The organism is Micromonospora pisi (assembly GCF_003633685.1).
Lineage (GTDB): Bacteria > Actinomycetota > Actinomycetes > Mycobacteriales > Micromonosporaceae > Micromonospora_G > Micromonospora_G pisi.
Genome location: NZ_RBKT01000001.1, coordinates 2,692,188 through 2,711,270, shown reverse-complemented (window position 1 = coordinate 2,711,270; position 19,083 = coordinate 2,692,188). Strand labels below are relative to the sequence as shown.

Here is a 19,083-nt window from a genome sequence, read left to right as displayed (position 1 = left end):
ACAGGGGTGGCGCCCCGGGGACGCGGGTGCACCGCCCCTGTTCGCCGACCGGCCGGGCCACGCTGCCCGGCCGGTCGGGGCCGATCCCCCCGGATCAGTGCGTCGTGACCACGGGCCGGACCGCGGTGGCCGGGCGTGGGTCGTCCAGCAGCCGGCGGGCGACCGCCACCACCCCGAGCGTGACGAGTACGGCGAAGCCGAGCAGCGCCACCCGTGCACTGACGTGCTGCAACGCGATCCCGATCCCGATCACTGGTACGGACAGCCCGAGGTAGCCGGCGAGGAAGAGCCCGGCCAGCGCCTCCGCGCGGCTCTCCGGGTTGGAAATGGCGACCGCGGTGCCGAGCGTGCCCTTGAACAGCGCCCCGGCCCCGACGCCGGTCAGTACCCCGCCGACCAGGAAGACGGTCAGGCTGGGCGTGGGTAGCCAGGCGGCGAGCACGAGCAGACCGACGCCGGCCACCAGGCCGACCATGCCGACCGCCAGGCTGCGCCGGATCGACCAGTTGAGCGTGGTCAGCTGGACTGCCACACCGGCGGCGAAGACCAGGAAGACCGCCGCACCGGCGAGCGCCCGGGAGGGGTGGTGCAGGGTGCCGGCGAGGAACGTGCCGGAGAGCCCGACGAGCACGCCGAGACCGCCGTAGGCGAGGAACGCGCCGGCCAGCGCGGCGTAGAACCGGCTCCGGGCGGCGGCCGGCACCGAGATTCGCTGCGCCCGGTAGCGGGGGCGGGGGTTCGGCAGTTCCCGGCTGTCCGGGGAGAGCAGTACGCCGACCAGGGCCAGCGCCAGTGCGACCAGCAGCACCACGTACGGCAGTCGCAGCGGGTGCGGGGCGTACTCGGCGAGCAGGCCGGCGATCAGCGGGCCGAGCCCGAGGCCGCCGAGGTTGGCGACGGACGCGACAAGTTGTGCCCGCCGGGGCGAGGCGTCCGGGCGGTGGGCGCGGTGCAGTTCCGCCAGCCACACCGTCGCGGTGGCCGCCACCACCCCGACGGCCATGCCGCCGAGCACCCGGCCGACGACCAGGCCGGGCAGCTCCGGCCAGAGCAGGAAGACGAGGGCGCTGAGGGCGCTGACCGCCACCGCCGGGGCCAGCACTCGACGCCGGCCGTGCCAGTCGGAGATGTGCCCGGCGGTGAAGAGGCTGACCAACACCCCGGCCGCGTAGGCCGAGTAGATCAGCGTGATGGTGAACGTGGAGAAGTGGTCCTGCTGCTGGTAGAGCGGGTACAACGGGGACGGCAGGGTGCCGAGCGCCATGATCGCCAGGAAGGCGAGCGCGACCGCCCAGAAACCTCGGCCGTGGGCGCGTGCCGACCGCCCGGCGCTGAGGTTCGTGCTGGTTGAGGACATGTTCGGAGCACCTCGTCTGAAGCCGTGTGAGTCGACTCCGATCATGGTCCGGTAAGTAATCGCCGGCCACGAAGAAAACTTCTATCGATTATCTTGATCCGTGATAAACACGGAGGATGGAACTCCGGCACCTCGCCACCTTCACGGCCGTCGCCGAAGAGGGCAGCTTCACCCGGGCCGCCGACCGGCTCCGGGTGGTCCAGTCCGCTGTCTCCGCCGCCGTACGAAACCTCGAACGGGAACTGGGCGTGCCGCTCTTCGAACGGACCACGCACCGGGTCCAGCTCACCGACGCCGGCCGGCTACTGCTGCCAGAGGCACGCCGTACGCTCGCCGCCGCGGCCGGCGCCCGTGAGGTGGTCGACCAGCTCCGCGGTGGTCTGCGCGGGACCGTACGGCTGGGGATGATGCAGGCCCAGCGCGCCTCGGCGGTGAGCGTGGCCCGCCTCCTCGCCGAGTTCCGGGCCGAACACCCCGGCGTCGAGGTGGAACTGCGGGTCGGAGCCAGTGCCGCGCACGCGGCTGACCTGCGCAGCGGACGCCTCGACCTGGCGTACCTGGCGCTGCCCACCGGATCGGCGGCCGGGCTGGACCTGCTCCCGCTGGACGCCCAGAACATGCCGCTGGTCTGCGCCTCCGACCATCCGCTCGCCGACCGCGCCGAGGTCGAACTGGGCGACCTGGCCGACGAGACGTTCGTCGACACCCCGCCCGACTGGGGCAACCGGATCGCCACCGACCGCGCCTTCGCCGCCGCCGAGGTGGCCCGCACCGTCCGTTACGAGGTCGGTGACCTGGGCAGCCTCATCGACTTCGTACGGCACCGGCTCGCCATCGCCTTCGTGCCCCCGAGCGCGATCGTCAAGGACGTGGACCTGCGCCTGATACCCGTACGGCACGGCCCGGTCTTCCGTACCTCGATCGCCGCCCCGGCCGATCGGCGTCTCGGCGCCCCCGCCCGCGCACTGCTCGCCACCGCTCAACGTCAGGCCAGCGCCGATGCCCTGGCCACCGAGCCACCGTCGACGCCTCAGCCACCGAGTCGACCCGGCTCCTGACCCGCCGTCGGTCCCGACTGCTCGGCCGGGAGCGGGCCCGCTCTGTCATCGCTCGCCCTGCCGGATACCGCCGGCGAGGTTACGGTGCAGATTGCCGGAAACGTCGCCCGAACCGGGGGCGGCGCGGGACGCATGACGAGAAGGACGGCCATGACCGTGAACATCGACCTCACCGGTAAGACCGCGTTGGTCACCGGTTCGACGCAGGGCATCGGCGCCGCCATCGCCACCGGTCTCGCCCGGGCCGGCGCCCGGGTGGCGATCAACGGTCGTACCGCCGCCAGCGTCCAGGAGGCGGCGAAGACGTTGCGTACCTCGGTCCCCGAGGCGGACGTGGTCGAGGTCGCCGCCGACGTCGCCAGCGACGAGGGTACGGCGCGCGCCCTCGACCTGCTGCCGGCCGTCGACATCCTGGTCAACAACCTCGGCATCTTCGGGTCCCGACCGGCGCTGGAGATCTCGGACGAGGAGTGGCGTCGTTACTTCGAGGTGAACGTGCTCGCCGCGGTCCGGCTCAGCCGTTCCTACCTTCCCGGGATGATCGAACGCGGCTGGGGCCGGATCCAGTACATCGCCAGCGACTCGGCGGTCGTGATCCCCGCCGAGATGATCCACTATGGGGTTTCGAAGACCGCCCTGCTCGGTGTGTCACGGGGATTCGCCAAAGCCGCCGCCGGCACCGGTGTGACCGTCAACGCGGTCATCGCCGGGCCCACCCACACCGGCGGCGTGGAGGACTTCGTCTACGAACTCGTGGACAAGAGCCTGCCGTGGGACGAGGCCCAGCACGAGTTCATGCGGCTGCACCGCCCGCAGTCCCTGCTCCAGCGGCTGATCGAGCCCGAGGAGATCGCCAACCTGGTCACCTATCTCGCCTCCCCGCTCGCCTCCGCCACCACCGGCGCGGCCGTACGCGTAGACGGCGGCTACGTCGACGCGATCATCCCGTAGTCACCCCGATGTCCGGGTCGGGGACGGGATGGGTCCGGCTCGAGTGAACGCCTCGGGCCTGCTGGGGCAGGCACCCGGAGCGGACACGTCTCGTCACCCGTGCCGGATGTCCCCGGTGCGAGGTTTTTGGGCTTGATCAACTTGGTCCGGGGCATGATCGGCGGAATGTTGGCGGGGGTGGGGTCGTTATACATCGCGTACGACCGGAGCAGCGCCGAGGCGTCCCCCGCCTCATGAGGGCCTGTGGCCTCGTACTTCTTCCCGAGTGACGCACCTGTTTCCCCCCTTTCTTGTGTGCGCCTCGGTACCCCCGATTGGAAGGTGAACCATCGTGAAGACGACTTTCACCGCTGTTACTGAAGCTTCGTTCGTTCGTAAGACCGCTCTTGGTATTGCTGGCCTCGCCTTTGTTGGTGGCGCCGTCGCCGGTCCCGCGAGCCACGCGTTCGCGGCCCCGGCCGAGCACACCGCCCCGGCGATGACCACCGTCGCGCAGGTGACCAGTGACAAGCCGGCCATGGACAAGCTGGTGCCGCACGGCACCCAGGGTGCCCAGTCGGAGATCTCGTTGAGCAAGGACCAGCTCGCTAACGCCAAGGCCATCACCGACACGGCCAAGAAGCTCGGCATGGGTGAGCGAGGCGCCGTGATCGCGGTCGCCACCTCGATGCAGGAGTCGAAGCTGGAGAACCTGGGTCACCTCGGTGACATGAACGACCACGACTCCCTGGGTCTGTTCCAGCAGCGCCCGTCGTCGGGTTGGGGTACCCCGGAGCAGATCACGGACCCGACCTACGCCGCGACGGCGTTCCTGAGCAACCTGAAGCAGGTCGACGGCTGGCAGGACCTGCCGCTGACCGTGGCGGCGCAGAAGGTTCAGGTGTCGGCGTTCCCGGACGCGTACGCCCAGTGGGAGAACCAGGCCGCCCACATCGTCCAGGACGTCTGGACCAAGTAAGCAACCAGGTAGGACAGACAGCAGAACGGCCGCTGGCCGGGCCCCCGTTCCAGGGGGCCCGGCCAGCGGCGTCTGTGCTGCTGCGGTTGGAGTGTCGCGATGGGCACCCTGTAAAGATCTTGCCCCCTGGCCCGGAGACCCCTAGGTTGCGGTAGTTGATCAAGCGACTACCACGGGGAAATCATGTTTGATGCCTACACGATCCTGCTCATGGTCAGTGGACTGCTTCTCGTCGCCGTCGGTGCGGCGCTCAGTGGTCAGGGCGTCGGGGCCCGCGTACTGACCGTCGTGGTCGGTCTTGGATTCTTCGGCTACGGCTTCTACCTGGAGTTCCTGTTCGAAGGCGGAACCTACCGGATCTTCTTCTATGCCTTCATCTTTCCGGTGCTGCTCACCGTCCGGGCAGTGAAGAGCTGGAGCGAGAAGCGGGATCAGGCCGCACAGCCGGTCGCCCCTCAGCAACCGGAGCATGCTCCGCAGGAGGGGCGCTAGCCGTTTCGGTGGTAGCGGTTCGTCTGCTACCTGCGCGACCCAAAGGGGCCATCCGGGATGGGTGGCCCCTTTCGTGTGCCGTCGAAATGTTGACGACGGCCGTCCTGGGAGTTCGGTATGCGAGGTTTTCGGGCTTGATCGACTTGGTTGCGGGGGCCGTCGGCGGAATGTTGGCGGGGGTGGGGTCGTTATACATCGCGTACGACCGGAGCAGCGCCGAGGTGTCCCCCGCCTCATGAGGGCCTGTGGCCTCGTACTTCTTCCCGAGTGACGCACCTGTTTCCCCCTTTACTTGTGTGCGCCTCGGTACCCCCGATTGGAAGGTGAACCATCGTGAAGACGACTTTCACCGCTGTTACTGAAGCTTCGTTTGTTCGTAAGACCGCTCTTGGTGTTGCTGGCCTCGCCTTTGTTGGTGGCGCCGTCGCCGGTCCCGCGTCGCACGCGTTCGCGTCGCCGGCCGTGCACGCCGCCCCGGCGATGACCACCGTCGCCCAGGTGGCGGACAGCAAGCCCGGCATGGACAAGCTCGTCCCGCACGGCACCCAGGGTGCCCAGTCGGAGATCTCGTTGAGCAAGGATCAGCTCGCGAACGCCAAGGCCATTACTGACACGGCCAAGAAGTTGGGTATGGGTGAGCGTGGTGCGGTGATCGCGGTCGCTACTTCGATGCAGGAGTCGAAGTTGGAGAACCTGGGTCACCTCGGTGACATGAACGACCACGACTCCCTGGGCCTGTTCCAGCAGCGTCCGAGTAGTGGCTGGGGTACCCCGGAGCAGATCACCGACCCGACCTACGCCGCAACGGCGTTCCTGAGCAACCTGAAGCAGGTCGACGGCTGGCAGGACCTGCCGCTGACCGTGGCGGCGCAGAAGGTTCAGGTGTCGGCGTTCCCGGACGCGTACGCGCAGTGGGAGAACCAGGCCGCCCACATCGTCCAGGACGTCTGGACCAAGTAAGCAACCAGCACAAGCACAGCGAACACGAGCCGGGCCCCGACCAGGGGCCCGGCTTTTCGCGTACCCGGAAGTCAGCTGATCCTGGTGTCCGTGCCCAGAAAGGCTCGGACCTCGGCGACGAACTCGGCCGGTTGGTTGCCGTGGACCTGGTGTCCGGCCGGGATGGTGACCAGCCGACCAGCCGGCAGGCGGGCGGCCATCTCCGCGATCTGATCCTGCGGCAGGTGACTGGCCGACCCTCCGGCGATGACCAGGGTCGGCGCGGTGATCCGCGGTAGCGCCTCCCGCCAGCTCGGATCTGCCGCGTTGAGCTGCCGGATGACCGCAGGGCGTACGGCCCAGTCGTAGGGGAGCGGCCCGTCCGGGCGCTGCGGAACGTTCAGGCCGAGGGGGACCGGAGGCGGTGTCTCCTCCAGCACCAACGCCTCGACCCGATCCGGGTACGCCGCCGCGAAGAGGTACGCGACCACGCCGCCGAGTGAGTGCCCGATCAGCGTTACTCGACCCAGCCCCAGCCCGTCGAGGAATCCGAGCAGGTCGTCCCGCATCAGCTCGGCCGAGTAGCGGCCTGGCCGGTCGCTGAGCCCGTGTCCGCGAAGGTCCAGGGCGTAGACCCGCCACTGGTCGGCGAACCCGGTGAGCGTCGCGTCCCAGGTCGACCCGTCGCGGCCACCGCCGTGCAGCAGCACCATCGCGGGCGCGTCGGGATCGCCCGAGGTCCGGTAACCCAGTTGTATCCCGCCGACATCGAGCAGTTGTTGGTTGCCCACGCTTGCAGGGTAGCTACACCTTGGCCGGGTCGTTGTAGCTGGCGGCGTACTCCTGGCCGGAGAGGGCGCCGATCGCCCGTACGATCTCGTCGGTTGCCCGGCGCCGGTCCATCGCGGAGGTTGCCTCGCCGTGCTCGGGGCCGAAGTGCAGCGGAGTGCCGAACCGGATGGTCACCCGGCTGATCCTCGGCAGCCGGTTGCCGACGGGTTGGATGCGGTCGGTGCCTTTGAGCGCCACCGGCACCACCGGTACGCGGGCGGTCAACGCCAGCCACCCGACACCGGTCCGGCCCCGGTAGAGCCGCCCGTCGAGCGAGCGCGTTCCTTCGGGGTAGATGCCGAAGGCGTCACCGGCGGTGAGCACCTCCAGGGCCGCGTCAAGCGACGCCTGCGCGGCGCGGTTGGCTCCGCGCTGCACCGGCACCGAACCGATCGCGGTGAAGAACCAGCGCACCAGCCGCCCCCGTAGGCCACGGCCCTGGAAGTACTCCGCCTTGGTCAGGAAGACCACCCGTCGAGGCGCCATCAGGGGGATGACGATGCTGTCGAAGAACGACAGGTGGTTGCTCGCCAGGATCACCGGGCCCCGCATCGGTACGTTCGACCGGCCCTCGATGACGGGCCGGTAGATGAGTCGGACCAGCGGAATCAGCAGCGCTCTGACGATCAGGTAGAGCACGGGGGGCTCCCTCGGGGGCTCGGGTCGGTGTGGTGTCACCGGACTATAGCGTCCGAACGGTCGTACGCTAAATGTCTTGGTGCTAGCTATAGTGATCGCCGTGAGCCCTCGCCGTTCCAGTGCCGAAGCCGGTCAGACCCGCGCCGCGATCCTGGCGCGCGGTGTCGAGGTCGCCTCGGTCGAAGGTCTCGAAGGGCTCACCATCGGCCGGCTCGCCACCGACCTGGGGCTGAGCAAGTCCGGACTGCTGGGCCACTTCGGTTCGAAGGAAGCCCTCCAGTTGGCGGTCGTCGACACCGCCGCCGAGATCTTCTTCCGCGAAACGTCCGGCGACACCGAAGGCGTCACACCCGGACTGCCTCGCCTGCGCGCCATGTGCGCGGCATGGGTGTCGCACGTGGAGCGTGAGGTCTTCCCCGGTGGCTGCTTCTTCACCGCCGCCGCCAGCGAGTTCGACGACCGCGACGGCCCGGTACGCGACGCCGTCGCCGGACTCGTCGGACTCTGGGAACGCGACCTGCGCCTGCACGTACGCCTCGCCGTCGCCGACGGGGACCTGCCCGCCGGGACCGACCCGGACCAGGTGGTGTTCGAGCTGGTCGGTCAGATGCTGGCGCTGAACCATGGGCTGCGGCTGCACCGCGACCGTGAGGCGCTGGCCCGTACCCGCCGGGCAATGGAACGCCTGCTCGGCGGGTACGGGCCAGCGCCGGCTCCCCGTACCGACGTGCCCCAGCCTCGGCCGGCCGGGATCGCGGGCTAGCTCCTGGGGCGCTTTTCGTTATCGATGGTTACGAGGCTGGTCCCGGCTCGGCGGACGGTGGTTGCCGATCCACGACGCGGCTGAGGGCGGGTACGCGCAGAGACCGTTCCCGCCGGTGCACCACCGCCACCGCGACCGCCAGCGTCAGTGGCGGGATCAGGACCAGCGCCAACCACTGCGCCAGGTTCAGGCCGGTCGGGATTTCCCCGTTGGACGTACGGGCCAGAAAGCCCCGGTCTCCGAACCCGATCCGGGTGATCAGCAGCGTCGCGCCGACCGGAGCGAGCAGCGCGAGCAGGCGCCGTCGTAGCGGTGCCGGGGTGAGCAACACGGTGAGGGCGCCGAGTGCGTAGCCGACGCCGAGTAGCAGAGCCTCCAGATAGGTGACGTTGTTGGTGAAGATCCACGGAGTGCGAAGGTTCCCGGTCCACAGGTTCGGCAAGACGATGGCCGTGATCGTGGGTGCGCCGACGAGCAGCGCCGCGCCCGCGAGCGGGACGAGCCACCGACGTCCGAGCGAGGTCGCGCCCGAGCGCGGTGCCGCGACGGTGAGGGCTACTGCGGCCACCACGGCGAGCGCCACCGTCCACGAGCTGGAAACCGACTGGTAGTTGCCGTAGTCGCCAGCCTCTGGCACCGCTTGGAGGGCGGTGCCGGCCCACGCGAGTGAGGCTGCCGTCCGGTGCCAACCGGTCGCGGCGAGTATCACCACCATGAGCCAGACGGCCACCGGAGCCCAGGACCGCCAGGTCAGCAGGGCGCTGAACTCCGCCAAGTAACCCCTGGTCGCCGCCACGGTGAGGTTGAGCAGCACGAGGCGCCCGGCGTACGCGAACAGGGCCAGTGGGGCGAGCAGGCCCAGTACGGCCGCAGCCTCCCGCCACGGTTGCCCGGACAGGTTGGTGAGCGCGTACCGGGTGCGGGTGCGCAGTGCGCCGGAGAGCAGGTCGAGCACGTCACGCGCCCGGGGGTGGCGCTGCTGCGGACCGGCGTCGTCGAGCAGTACGCCGAGCATCTCCTCCTCGTACTGCTGGCGGTGTTCCCACGGGTAGCAGGCCAGCAGTCGACGGTAGGTCTGTTCCAGGGTCATGCCGCGCCACCCTCCAGCAGCAGGCCGGCGCGTCGCAGCCGGACGGTGGCGGCTTCCGCGTTGTCGCGAAGTCGGCTGGTTTCCTCGGCCAGGCGCCGGACGCCCAGTGCGGTGAGTCGGTAGTAGCGGCGCATGCGTGACTGCACCAGCTCCTCGCGTTCAACCTCGGCCAGCCCGTCGGCGCGCAGGCGATCCAACACCGCGTACAACGTGCCGGCGCGGAGCTCAACCCGTCCGCCGGAGATCCGTCGCACCTCCGTCAGGATCGCGTAGCCGTGCTGGGGGCCCTCGACCAGGGCAGTGAGGATCATGAAGGTGGGCTCTCGCATGGGAGGCTCGGTCATGTGGGGAGCATATACGCGTTGGCAGTATATGCAAGTAGCCGGACATAGGCGCCGGCGGTGGGGATGCCTCTGTTCGCAGCCGGTACAGGCGGTGGGGCACCGGCAATATTCGGACATTCGCCCCATCCGGGCGGCCATGCGTCCTCAACGGCTCCGCCTGCTCCGGCCGTGATCGCAGGTCGGCCGGGCTGTCCCCGGTGCGAGGTTTTCGGGCTTGATCGACTTGGTTCGGGGCATGATCGGCGGAATGTTGGCGGGGGTGGGGTCGTTATACATCGCGTACGACCGGAGCAGCGCCGAGGTGTCCCCCGCCTCATGAGGGCCTGTGGCCTCGTACTTCTTCCCGAGTGACGCACCTGTTTCCCCCCTTTCTTGTGTGCGCCTCGGTACCCCCGATTGGAAGGTGAACCATCGTGAAGACGACTTTCACCGCTGTTACCGAAGCTTCGTTCGTTCGTAAGACCGCCCTGGGTATCGCTGGCCTCGCCTTTGTTGGTGGCGCCGTCGCCGGTCCCGCGTCGCACGCGTTCGCGTCCCCGGCCGTGCACACCGCCCCGGCGATGACCACCGTCGCCCAGGTTGCGGACAGCAAGCCCGGCATGGACAAGCTCGTGCCGCACGGCACCCAGGGTGCCCAGTCGGAGATCAGCCTCTCCAAGGACCAGACCGACAACGCCAAGGCCATCACCGATGTGGCCAAGAAGCTCGGCATGGGTGAGCGAGGTGCCGTGATCGCGGTCGCCACCTCCATGCAGGAGTCGAAGTTGGAGAACCTGGGTCATCTGGGTGACATGAACGACCACGACTCCCTGGGCTTGTTCCAGCAGCGTCCGAGTAGTGGTTGGGGTAGCCCGGAGCAGATCACGGACCCGACGTATGCGGCGACGGCGTTCCTGAGCAACCTGAAGCAGGTTGACGGTTGGCAGGATCTGCCGCTGACGGTGGCGGCGCAGAAGGTTCAGGTGTCGGCGTTCCCGGACGCGTACGCGCAGTGGGAGAACCAGGCCGCCCACATCGTCCAGGACGTCTGGACCAAGTAACCAGTACGAATAGCGGAAACGGAAGCCGGGCCCCCGAACGGGGGCCCGGCTTTTCGCGTACCCGAATGAAGTGAAGCTCTAGACCGCGACGATGACGGCGGACTCCGCCGGCAACTCGACCCCGTTACGGGTCACGCTCGCCCCCGGACCGGTCGCCAACAGCACGGCGCGTACGCCACTGGCCAGGTCGATCCGCTGCGGCTTGCCGGCCAGATTCGCCGCCACCACACAGTTGCCTCGACGGACCACCAGGAACTGGTCCCCGTAGCGCACCCCGATCCGGTCCAGCCGAGGGTCGGAGAGATCCGGGTGGCTGCGGCGCAGCTTGATCAGTCGTCGGTAGAAGTCCAGCATGTCGCGGTGTTCCGGCTTCTCCAACTCGGCCCAGTCGAGCCGGGAGCGGACGAAGGTCTGCGGGTCCTGCGGATCCGGCACCTCCGTCTCCGGCCAGCCGTGCGCGGCGAACTCACGGCGTCGACCGGTCGCCACCGCGGCGGCCAGCTCCGGTTCCGGATGACTCGTGAAGAACTGCCACGGGGTACTCGCCCCCCACTCCTCGCCCATGAAGAGCATCGGCGTGAACGGCGCGGTGAGCAGCAGGGTCGCGCCGACCCGCTGCAAACCCGGGGAGAGTGACGCGGAGAGCCGGTCGCCGCTGGCCCGGTTGCCGATCTGATCGTGGTTCTGTAGGTACGCGACGAACCGGTGGCCAGGCACCCGGTGCCGGTCGACCGGGCGGCCGTGGCTACGCCCCCGGAAGCTGGACCAGCCACCGGCGTGGAAGAACGCGCCGGCCAGTACGTCGGCGAGCGACTCCAACGAACCGAAGTCCGCGTAGTAGCCCTGTTCCTCGCCGGTGAGCAGGGTGTGCAGGGCGTGGTGGGCGTCGTCGTTCCACTGGGCGTGCAGCCCGAACCCGCCCGCCTCCCGAGGGGTGATCAGTCGCGGATCGTTCAGGTCCGACTCGGCGATCAGTGACAACGGCCGGCCGACATGCGTCGACAGTGCCTCCACCTCGGTCGCCAACTCCTCCAGCAGCGGAATCGCCCGATGGTCGCGGAGCGCGTGCACGGCATCCAACCGCAACCCGTCGAGGTGGTAGTCACGCAGCCACATCACCACACTGTCGACGATGTAGTGGCGCACCTCGTCGGAGTGGGGGCCGTCGAGGTTGACCGAGCGTCCCCAGGTGTTGCTCGTCTCCGCCAGGTACGGACCGAAGAGCGGCGCGTACGCCCCCGAGGGGCCGAAGTGGTTGTAGACGACGTCGAGGATCACTCCCAGGCCACGTGCGTGGGCCGCGTCGACCAGCCGTTTCAGACCGTCCGGCCCGCCGTATCCGTGGTGCGGGGCGAACCAGCAGACCCCGTCGTAGCCCCAGTTGTGCTCGCCGTTGAAGGCGTTCACCGGCAGCAGTTCGATCAGGTCGACCCCGAGGTCGACCAGGTGGTCGAGCCGCTCGATCGCGGAGTCGAACGTGCCCTCCGGGGTGAAGGTGCCGACGTGCAGCTCGTACAGGACCCCGCCGGGTAGCTGCCGGCCGGTCCAGCGTTGGTCGGTCCACTCGTACGCGCCATGGTCGTAGACCCGGCTGTATCCGTGCACCCCGTCGGGTTGCCACGCCGACCGTGGGTCGGGCAGCGCCTGGTCCCCGTCGTCGAGCAGGTACGCGTAGTCGGTGCCGGGCCCGGCCTCCGGTACGTCAAGGCGCCACCAGCCGTCCGGGCCGGCCATCATCTCGTGGTCACCCGTACCGACCAGGCGTAGGCGTACCCGCGACGCTTCCGGTGCCCAGACCGTGAACTCGGTCATGATGCCTCCACGGGCTTGCTTCGAACGAGCAGTGCCACCGGGTAGTCGGCCAGCAGTTCGGCCAGGAGGACCCGTTCGTCACTGTAGACGCGTCCGGTGAACAGCTCGGTCACGTTATTAACGGAGGGTGACAGCCAGGTGCCGCCCCAGCCGCCCCGTCGGGCCAGGCCGACCGGCAGCCGGGTCGCCACCGCGAGCACACCGCCCCGGTCGAAGGCGACCGCGTGTTCGGCGGCTGAGCCGTGCACCGGCACCGGACGGTAGCCGGTGAAGAGTTCCGGCCGGTCCCGGCGCAGGCGCAGGGTCCGGGAGACCACCAGCAGCTTCACCGCCCCGCTGGCGTCGACCGGCGGCAGCCAGCCGGCGTCGAGCCGGTCCAGCAGTTCCCGGCGTACGGCGAAGTCGACCGGGCGCCGGTTGTCCGGGTCGACCAGGGAGTTCTCCCACAGCTCGGTGCCCTGGTAGGTGTCCGGCACCCCGGGCATGGTGAGCTGCACCAGCTTCTGGCCGAGCGAGTTGGACCAGCCGGGCCGGGTGAGGCGGTCGGCGAAGGCGCTGATCTCGGCGTGCAACGCCTCGTCGTCGTACATCCGGTCGACCAGGTGATGCAGGGCGTGTTCGAACCTCGGGTCCGGGTCGGACCAACTGGTCGAGGCCGCCGCCTCCCGGGCCGCCTTCTCCGCGTACGTGTGCAGCCGGTCCCGCTCGACCGGCCAGGCGCCGACGGCGGTCTGCCACAGCAGGTGCGCGAGCGACGGGTCGGGCAGGGGAAAGCGGGCCATCCAGTCACGTACCCGTCGCGCCCAGTCGGCGGGAAGTTCGGCGAGTACGGCCAGCCGGGCCCGCACGTCCTCGCCGCGTTTGGTGTCGTGGGTGCTGAGCGTGGTCATCCCGGCCGGCCAACGTTCCTGGCGGGCGGCGGCGGCACGGTGGAACTCCGCCGGTGGTACGCCGAACCGGGCCGGGCTGCCGCCGACCTCGTTCAACGCCACGAACCGGCTCCACCGGTAGTAGGCGGTGTCCTCCACACCTTTGGCCATCACCGCCCCGGTGAGCTGGGGGAACCGTTGTGCCAGTTCGTCGTCGGGGTCACGGAGGTGGGCGGTGACCGTGTCCAGGGTGGCGGTCAGGTCCGGCCGCCGCCGGCCCGCCTCCGACCGGGCCATCGCCAGGTGCCGGGCGCCGTGCGGCGGGTAGCCCCGGTAGACCGGGAAACACGCGGCGAGTTCGGCCAGCGCGGCGCGGGCCGACTCCGGTGCGACCTCCGGCACCAGCCGGGCCAGCCGGTTCAGTTCGGCGGCGAAGAGCCGGGTGACGACGGTGCGCTTGCAGTGGTGGATCAGCGAGGGCCAGGAGGTGGGGCGGCCGGTGACGGTGGTGTCGAGGACGGTGAAGTCGCCGGCCGCCGCCGGGTCGACGAAGAGTCCGCAGACCGAGGCGAGGGCCTCGTACCCGGTGGTTCCGTCGACCGGCCAGTCCGGCAGCTCCTCGCCGTACTCGAGGATCTTCTCCACCACCAGCCAGGTCTCCGGTGCGGCGGCCCGCAGCCGGGCCAGGTAGCCGGCCGGGTCGCGGAGCCCGTCGGGGTGGTCGACCCGGATGCCGTCCACCTCGCCGGCCGCCACCCAGCGCAGCACCTCGGCGTGGGTGGCGTCGAAGACCTCCGGGTCCTCGACGCGGACGCCGGCCAGGTCGGAGACGGCGAAGAAGCGCCGGTAGCCCAGTTCGGTGTCGCCGCGCCGCCACGAGACCAGCTCGTAGTGCTGCCGGTCGTGCACCTCGCGTGGGCTGCCGCCGTCGGTGCCGTCGGCGATCGGGTACCGGTGTTCGTGGTAGCGCAGCTCCCCGTCGGCGATCTTGAGGTCGTCGAGGGCATCGGGGGCGTCCGGCCCGCCGGTCCGACCCGCGTCGTCGGCGAGGACCGGGAGCAGCAACCGGGGACGCGACCAGTCGATGTCGAACCATGCCGCGTACGGCGACGAGCGACCTCGGCGCAGCACATCCCACCAGGCCGGATTCGCCACCGGTACGGCGACCCCGGCGTGGTTGGGCACGATGTCCACGACCAACCCCAGCCCCACCGCCCGGAGCGCCTGGACGAGCCGCCGCCGGGCGGCCTCGCCACCGAGTTCCGGGTTGACCGCGCGGGGGTCGACCACGTCGTAACCGTGCGCCGAGCCGGGGGCGGCGGTCAGCAGCGGCGCGCTGTAGAGGTGCGTGACGCCGAGGGAGGCCAGGTAGCCGGTGAGGCCGGCGGTGGCGTCCAGGTCGAATCCGGGTCGGACCTGCACCCGGTAGGTTGCCGTGACCTGTCGGTGGGCACCGGTGGGCATTTCACACCATCCTCTCCAGCGCCACCAGCGAACGGTCCGGCACCCGTACGGTCGCCCCGGTCTCGATCACCGTCGGGTCGTCCGGGTCGGGTTCGGCGGTGCTGATCACGCGTTCCCACTTCTGGCCGAACTCCTCGCCGGGCAGGGTGAAGTCCAGTGCCGCGTCGTGCGCGTTGAACAGCAGCAGGAACGAGTGGTCCCGGTGCCGCTGCCCGTACTGGCCGCGTTCGCGGATTCCGTCGCCGTTGACGAAGAGCGTGAGGGCCCGGCCGAAGTCGTTGCCCCAGTCCGCACCGGTCATCTCCCGACCGTCCGGGGTGTACCAGGCCAGGTCGGGCAGGGGGGCGTCGGCGGAGCGGGTCTGCACCGGCAGTCCGGTGAAGAAACGGCGCCGGTGGAAGACCTGGTGCCGGGCGCGGAAGGCGGTCAGCGTACGGACGAACTCCAGTAGCTGCTCGTCGACGTTCGCCCAGTCCACCCAGGCCAACTCGTTGTCCTGGCAGTAGGCGTTGTTGTTGCCGTGCTGGGTCCGGCCCAGTTCGTCGCCGTGGCCGATCATCGGCACGCCCTGGGAGAGCATCAGGGTGGCAAGGAAGTTGCGACGTTGCCGGGCCCGGAGGGCGAGCACCTCGGGGTCGTCGGTCGGCCCCTCCACACCGCAGTTCCAGGACCGGTTGTGTCCCTCCCCGTCGCGGTTCTCCTCGCCGTTGGCCTCGTTGTGCTTGTCGTTGTACGAGACCAGGTCGTTCAGGGTGAAGCCGTCGTGGCAGGTGACGAAGTTGATGCTGTGGAACGGGCGGCGCCCGTCGTCCTGGTAGAGGTCGGCGGAGCCGCAGATGCGGGAGGCGAACTCCGACAGGGTGGCCGGTTCACCGCGCCAGAAGTCGCGCACGGTGTCCCGGTACTTGCCGTTCCACTCGGTCCAGACCGGCGGGAAGTTGCCCACCTGGTAGCCGCCGGGGCCGACGTCCCACGGCTCGGCGATCAACTTCACCTGACTGACCACCGGGTCCTGCTGGACCACCTCGAAGAAGGTGGAGAGGCGGTCCACGTCGTAGAACTCCCGGGCCAGGGTGGCGGCCAGGTCGAACCGGAAACCGTCGACGTGCATCTCCTGCACCCAGTACCGGAGCGAATCCATGATCAGTTGCAGTGAGTGCGGGCTGCGTACGTTTAGGCTGTTGCCGGTTCCGGTGTAGTCGACGTAGTAGCGGGGGTCCTCTTCCGAGAGCCGGTAGTAGGACCGGTTGTCCACACCCTTGAACGAGAGCGCCGGGCCGAGGTGGTTGCCCTCGGCGGTGTGGTTGTAGACCACGTCGAGGATCACCTCGATGCCGGCCGCGTGCAGCGCCTTCACCATCGCCCGGAACTCCTGCACCTGCTGGCCGAGCCGGCCCAGCGCCGAGTAGCCGTGGTGCGGGGCGAAGAAGCCGATGGTGTTGTACCCCCAGTAGTTGCGCAGCCCCAGGTCGGTCAGGCGGTGGTCGTGCACGAACTCGTGCACCGGCATCAGTTCGATCGCGGTCACGCCGAGCCGGGTCAGGTGCTCGATGATCGCCGGGTGGGCGATCGCGGCGTACGTGCCGCGCAGCTCCTCGGGGATCTCCGGGTGCCGCCGGGTCAGCCCCCGTACGTGTGCCTCGTAGATCAACGAGTGGTGGTACGGCGTCCGGGGCGGGCTGTCGTTGCCCCAGTCGAAGTACGGGTTGACCACCACCGCCTTGGGCATGAACGGCGCCGAGTCGGTCTCCGACATCCGGTCCGGGTCGGCCAGGTCGTAGTCGTAGACCGCCGGATCCCAGACCACCTCACCGTCGATCGCCTTCGCGTACGGGTCGAGCAGCAGCTTGTGCGGATTGCACCGCACCCCGTTCGCTGGGTCGTACGGCCCGTGCACCCGGAAGCCGTACCGCTGTCCCGGCTGCACCCCCGGCAGGTACGCGTGCCAGACGTACGCGTCCACCTCCGGCAGTGGGACGCGACGCTCGGCGCCGAGGTCCCACTCGTCGAAGAGGCAGAGTTCGACCGACTCGGCCACCTCCGAGAAGATCGCGAAGTTGGTTCCCGTGCCGTCGTAGGTCGCCCCCAGCGGATACCGTTCCCCCGGCCAGACCTGCATGGTGCTCCTTCGCCCTGGTCGACTAGGCCCCGGACCGCGATGGCCCGGCGCGCACGCGGGTAATTGCCCACCCACCACCTCCACCAACCCTGGGGTAAGGAAGGGCCCCTTGTTATCGCCTTCTGTATAGGAAGGGCCCCTTCTTAACACTGGAACCGGCCGGCGCACAGGAGGTTGCGGAGCTGGGGGGTGGGGCCGTTGTGTGGCGAATCGCCGAGCGTCGTTATCGGTGTATCAGGTGCGAGCGATTGGGGCAGCCGCCATCGGGGTGGCCGGGGCCGGGGTTGGGGCCGGGGTCGGTTCGGCGGGAACGGGAGCGGGGACGCTCAGCGGTTCGGCGGGAACGGGAGCGGGGACGCTCAGCGGTTCGGCGTCGCGGCGGGTCAGCAGCCAGCCACCGGCCAGTAGCGCGCCGAGCGCGGCCGTGCCGAGAGGGATCCGGTAGTCGACCACGGCCAGCAGCCCGGCCCCGGTCAGCAGGGCGATCGAGGTGGGTGCGAAGACCAGCGAGTTGGCGGTGGCGGCTACCCGGCCGAGCAGGGCGTGCGGCGTACGTCGCTGGACCGCTGTCATCGCCGCGATCACTGTCCACGGCAGACCGACTCCCATGAGCACGCCGCTGACCAGCACGGCTGGTGACCAGGGGAGGCAACGTAGGGCCGTACCGGCGGCAAAGACGAGGGCGGCCCAGCCGGCGAGCGGCAGTTCGCCGTACCGGTCGAGGAGTCGGCCGGCGAGCAGCCCGCCGATGATCGAGCCGACACCGTGTACCGAGGTGATCACCCCGGCGAAGGCGGCTGGTTGGTGCAGGCCGTCGCGGACCACCGCGTACAGCACCGCCGAGCCGAGGCCGGACATCAGCATGGTGACCGAGGCGACCAGTACGACGGCACGCAGTGGCCGATGGCCGCGGAGGAAGTCGACGCCGTCGCGGGATCGTCCAGCGGGTCGGGGTTCCGGGGCGCGGTCCTCGACGTACGCGGCCGTGGTGCGGATGGCGGCGTAGAGGCCGGCGGCGATGCCGAGCAGGGCGGCGCTGAGCAGGGCGACCGCCGGACCACCGATCCAGGTGAACAGTGCGGCGCCGACCAGCGGGGCGATCAGCTTGGTGCCCTCCTGTGCGCTCATCCGCAGGCCGTTGAGACCGCCGAGCTGGTCGTCCGGCAGTGCCGCCGGCAGCACCGCCGCCTCGCCCGCGTCCAGCAGTACGTAGCTGACGCCGTAGCCGAGCATCACCGTGTAGAGCAGCCAGAGCTGGTCGGCGGAGCGGACCGCGAGCAGCAGGAGCAGCAGGCCAGCCATGCCCAGGCTGGTCCCGACCAGCAGCGGCTGGCGGGGCAGCCGGTCGACCAGTACGCCGAGCGCCGGTCCGAGCAGGCTGGGCGCGAACACGCAGGCGGCGGCGAGGGCGGCCAGGCTGGTGGAGCCGGTCAGGCCGAGCGCCCAGAGTCCGGCGGCGAGCGACATCGCCGTACCGCCGAAGCCGGCGACCAGGGAGACCCCGACAAAGAGAACCGCGTTCCGGTCCCGGAGCAGTCGCACCGCTGACCACCCCCAAACTTGAGCCTGCCGGGCTCAATCCTGGGGGCGGCGCCGTTCGGTGTCAAGCGGCTGCCGATCCTCCGGTGACGAATCCGGCGCCGGGGCGGGCGGTGTGGACGGCCGCCCGGGTTCGGGGCGGGCGGTGTCGGCGGCCCGGCGCAAGTGGCCCAGCGCTGCCCGGACCGGGTCCGGCACGTCGTCGGGAAGCGCCCCGCCGGGTGTCGACGTCATCGCCTCCAGATCCGCCAGTGCCTGGATGACCAGCGCGTAAAGCGCTCCAGGGGTAGCGGTCGAGGCGGCCTCGATGCTGGTACGGGCCAGCCCGGCGCGCGGGTGCCGGGCGTCCCAGTCCGGATCGGCGTCGAGTTCCCGGCACGCCGCGTCCGTCGCTGCTCTGAGGTGACGGATCGCGGTGCCGTACCCGATGTCAACGGACTGTTGACGCTGTCGGATCTCGCGTGCCCGAGCCAGGGCACGCCCGCTCCCGCCGCGCAGCCGGAGCCAGCGCTGCTCGGCCGCCTGCCGCGAGGTCAGGCCCAGTGCGGCGGCGATCCGGGCCCAACTCGTCCGCCGGTCCCTGGCCGACTCGATCAGCGCGCGTTCGATCCGGTCCAGGTCCGCGCGTACGCCGTCGAGCAGCGCGAGCGCGGCCAGCAGTTGCTCGGGAGTGGGATCGGTGGCGGTGGCGGTGGCTGCGGCTGTCCGGTGATCGCGCAGCGACCGTGACTGCCGTTCGTCCGTCTGCCCCATGCCAAAATGCTCCCGGCTGCCGCGCGACAATGTCAACGGATCGTTGTCATCTGTGCTGTGGGAGA

17 protein-coding genes are annotated in these 19,083 nt (G+C 69.9%); 7 read left to right on the top strand and 10 right to left on the bottom strand.

The window, feature by feature from the left end; genetic code table 11:
• Positions 1-94: 94 nt before the first annotated feature.
• Positions 95-1,357 carry an MFS transporter gene (locus tag BDK92_RS11030; RefSeq protein WP_170208546.1) on the bottom strand — a complete coding sequence of 421 codons (1,263 nt, stop codon included), beginning with the start codon at positions 1,355-1,357 and terminating at the stop codon, positions 95-97.
• Positions 1,358-1,473: 116 nt separating this feature from the next.
• Here BDK92_RS11030 and BDK92_RS11025 point away from each other — a divergent pair, with 116 nt between their 5' ends.
• From BDK92_RS11025 to BDK92_RS11005, 5 genes are all read left to right on the top strand, one after another.
• Positions 1,474-2,415: a LysR family transcriptional regulator gene (locus tag BDK92_RS11025; RefSeq protein ID WP_121156621.1), complete on the top strand. Its 942-nt coding sequence runs from the start codon at positions 1,474-1,476 to the stop codon at positions 2,413-2,415.
• 150 nt (positions 2,416-2,565) lie between these two features.
• Positions 2,566-3,366, top strand: a complete 801-nt coding sequence (locus BDK92_RS11020; protein WP_211349178.1) for an SDR family NAD(P)-dependent oxidoreductase — start codon at positions 2,566-2,568, stop codon at positions 3,364-3,366.
• A gap of 331 nt (positions 3,367-3,697) precedes the next feature.
• Positions 3,698-4,324: a hypothetical protein gene (locus BDK92_RS11015; RefSeq protein ID WP_121156620.1), complete on the top strand. Its 627-nt coding sequence runs from the start codon at positions 3,698-3,700 to the stop codon at positions 4,322-4,324.
• A gap of 183 nt (positions 4,325-4,507) precedes the next feature.
• Positions 4,508-4,816 (top strand): hypothetical protein, encoded by a 309-nt coding sequence (locus BDK92_RS11010; protein ID WP_121156619.1) that lies wholly within the window; start codon positions 4,508-4,510, stop codon positions 4,814-4,816.
• Positions 4,817-5,149: 333 nt separating this feature from the next.
• Positions 5,150-5,776, top strand: a complete 627-nt coding sequence (locus tag BDK92_RS11005; protein WP_121156618.1) for a hypothetical protein — start codon at positions 5,150-5,152, stop codon at positions 5,774-5,776.
• A gap of 71 nt (positions 5,777-5,847) precedes the next feature.
• Here BDK92_RS11005 and BDK92_RS11000 read toward each other — a convergent pair whose 3' ends face one another.
• Entirely contained in the window at positions 5,848-6,546 is a 699-nt protein-coding gene (locus BDK92_RS11000) for an alpha/beta fold hydrolase (RefSeq protein WP_246016959.1), read from the bottom strand.
• A 13-nt stretch (positions 6,547-6,559) separates the two neighbouring features.
• Positions 6,560-7,225 carry a lysophospholipid acyltransferase family protein gene (locus BDK92_RS10995; RefSeq protein ID WP_121156617.1) on the bottom strand — a complete coding sequence of 222 codons (666 nt, stop codon included), beginning with the start codon at positions 7,223-7,225 and terminating at the stop codon, positions 6,560-6,562.
• Between the two features lie 100 nt (positions 7,226-7,325).
• Here BDK92_RS10995 and BDK92_RS10990 point away from each other — a divergent pair, with 100 nt between their 5' ends.
• The gene (locus BDK92_RS10990; RefSeq protein WP_121161971.1) at positions 7,326-7,988 is read left to right on the top strand and encodes a TetR/AcrR family transcriptional regulator; all 663 of its coding nucleotides are present in this window, start codon (positions 7,326-7,328) and stop codon (positions 7,986-7,988) included.
• A 28-nt stretch (positions 7,989-8,016) separates the two neighbouring features.
• On the opposite strand, the gene BDK92_RS10985 is transcribed toward BDK92_RS10990, so the two are convergent.
• Together BDK92_RS10985 and BDK92_RS10980 are read right to left on the bottom strand one after the other, a co-directional pair.
• On the bottom strand, positions 8,017-9,078 hold the full coding sequence (locus BDK92_RS10985; RefSeq protein ID WP_121156616.1) for a hypothetical protein: 1,062 nt from the start codon (positions 9,076-9,078) through the stop codon (positions 8,017-8,019).
• Positions 9,075-9,422, bottom strand: a complete 348-nt coding sequence (locus BDK92_RS10980) for a PadR family transcriptional regulator (protein ID WP_121156615.1) — start codon at positions 9,420-9,422, stop codon at positions 9,075-9,077. Before BDK92_RS10980 ends, BDK92_RS10985 begins: the two co-directional genes overlap by 4 nt.
• A gap of 413 nt (positions 9,423-9,835) precedes the next feature.
• Here BDK92_RS10980 and BDK92_RS10975 point away from each other — a divergent pair, with 413 nt between their 5' ends.
• The gene (locus BDK92_RS10975; protein WP_121156614.1) at positions 9,836-10,462 is read left to right on the top strand and encodes a hypothetical protein; all 627 of its coding nucleotides are present in this window, start codon (positions 9,836-9,838) and stop codon (positions 10,460-10,462) included.
• A 78-nt stretch (positions 10,463-10,540) separates the two neighbouring features.
• On the opposite strand, the gene treZ is transcribed toward BDK92_RS10975, so the two are convergent.
• From treZ to BDK92_RS10950, 5 genes are all read right to left on the bottom strand, one after another.
• Entirely contained in the window at positions 10,541-12,274 is a 1,734-nt protein-coding gene (gene treZ / locus BDK92_RS10970) for a malto-oligosyltrehalose trehalohydrolase (protein WP_121156613.1), read from the bottom strand.
• Positions 12,271-14,607, bottom strand: a complete 2,337-nt coding sequence (gene treY, locus BDK92_RS10965; RefSeq protein ID WP_121156612.1) for a malto-oligosyltrehalose synthase — start codon at positions 14,605-14,607, stop codon at positions 12,271-12,273. Before treY ends, treZ begins: the two co-directional genes overlap by 4 nt.
• Before the next feature lies 1 nt (position 14,608).
• Positions 14,609-16,726, bottom strand: coding sequence for a glycogen debranching protein GlgX (gene glgX, locus BDK92_RS10960; RefSeq protein ID WP_121156611.1), 2,118 nt, complete (start codon positions 16,724-16,726; stop codon positions 14,609-14,611).
• Between the two features lie 234 nt (positions 16,727-16,960).
• Positions 16,961-18,268: an MFS transporter gene (locus BDK92_RS10955; protein ID WP_246016958.1), complete on the bottom strand. Its 1,308-nt coding sequence runs from the start codon at positions 18,266-18,268 to the stop codon at positions 16,961-16,963.
• Positions 18,269-18,301: 33 nt separating this feature from the next.
• On the bottom strand, positions 18,302-19,018 hold the full coding sequence (locus BDK92_RS10950; protein WP_121156610.1) for a hypothetical protein: 717 nt from the start codon (positions 19,016-19,018) through the stop codon (positions 18,302-18,304).
• Between the last annotated feature and the right edge of the window lie 65 nt (positions 19,019-19,083).

Excerpts from the sequence above, each read along its gene's own strand:
- BDK92_RS11030 (WP_170208546.1), bottom strand. The coding sequence starts at position 1,357 with ATGTCCTCAACCAGCACGAACCTCAGCGCCGGGCGGTCGGCACGCGCC.
- BDK92_RS11025 (WP_121156621.1), top strand. The coding sequence starts at position 1,474 with ATGGAACTCCGGCACCTCGCCACCTTCACGGCCGTCGCCGAAGAGGGC.
- BDK92_RS11020 (WP_211349178.1), top strand. The coding sequence starts at position 2,566 with ATGACCGTGAACATCGACCTCACCGGTAAGACCGCGTTGGTCACCGGT.
- BDK92_RS11010 (WP_121156619.1), top strand. The coding sequence starts at position 4,508 with ATGTTTGATGCCTACACGATCCTGCTCATGGTCAGTGGACTGCTTCTC.
- BDK92_RS10985 (WP_121156616.1), bottom strand. The coding sequence starts at position 9,078 with ATGACCCTGGAACAGACCTACCGTCGACTGCTGGCCTGCTACCCGTGG.
- BDK92_RS10980 (WP_121156615.1), bottom strand. The coding sequence starts at position 9,422 with ATGACCGAGCCTCCCATGCGAGAGCCCACCTTCATGATCCTCACTGCC.
- treZ (WP_121156613.1), bottom strand. The coding sequence starts at position 12,274 with ATGACCGAGTTCACGGTCTGGGCACCGGAAGCGTCGCGGGTACGCCTA.
- treY (WP_121156612.1), bottom strand. The coding sequence starts at position 14,607 with ATGCCCACCGGTGCCCACCGACAGGTCACGGCAACCTACCGGGTGCAG.
- glgX (WP_121156611.1), bottom strand. The coding sequence starts at position 16,726 with ATGCAGGTCTGGCCGGGGGAACGGTATCCGCTGGGGGCGACCTACGAC.
- BDK92_RS10950 (WP_121156610.1), bottom strand. The coding sequence starts at position 19,018 with ATGGGGCAGACGGACGAACGGCAGTCACGGTCGCTGCGCGATCACCGG.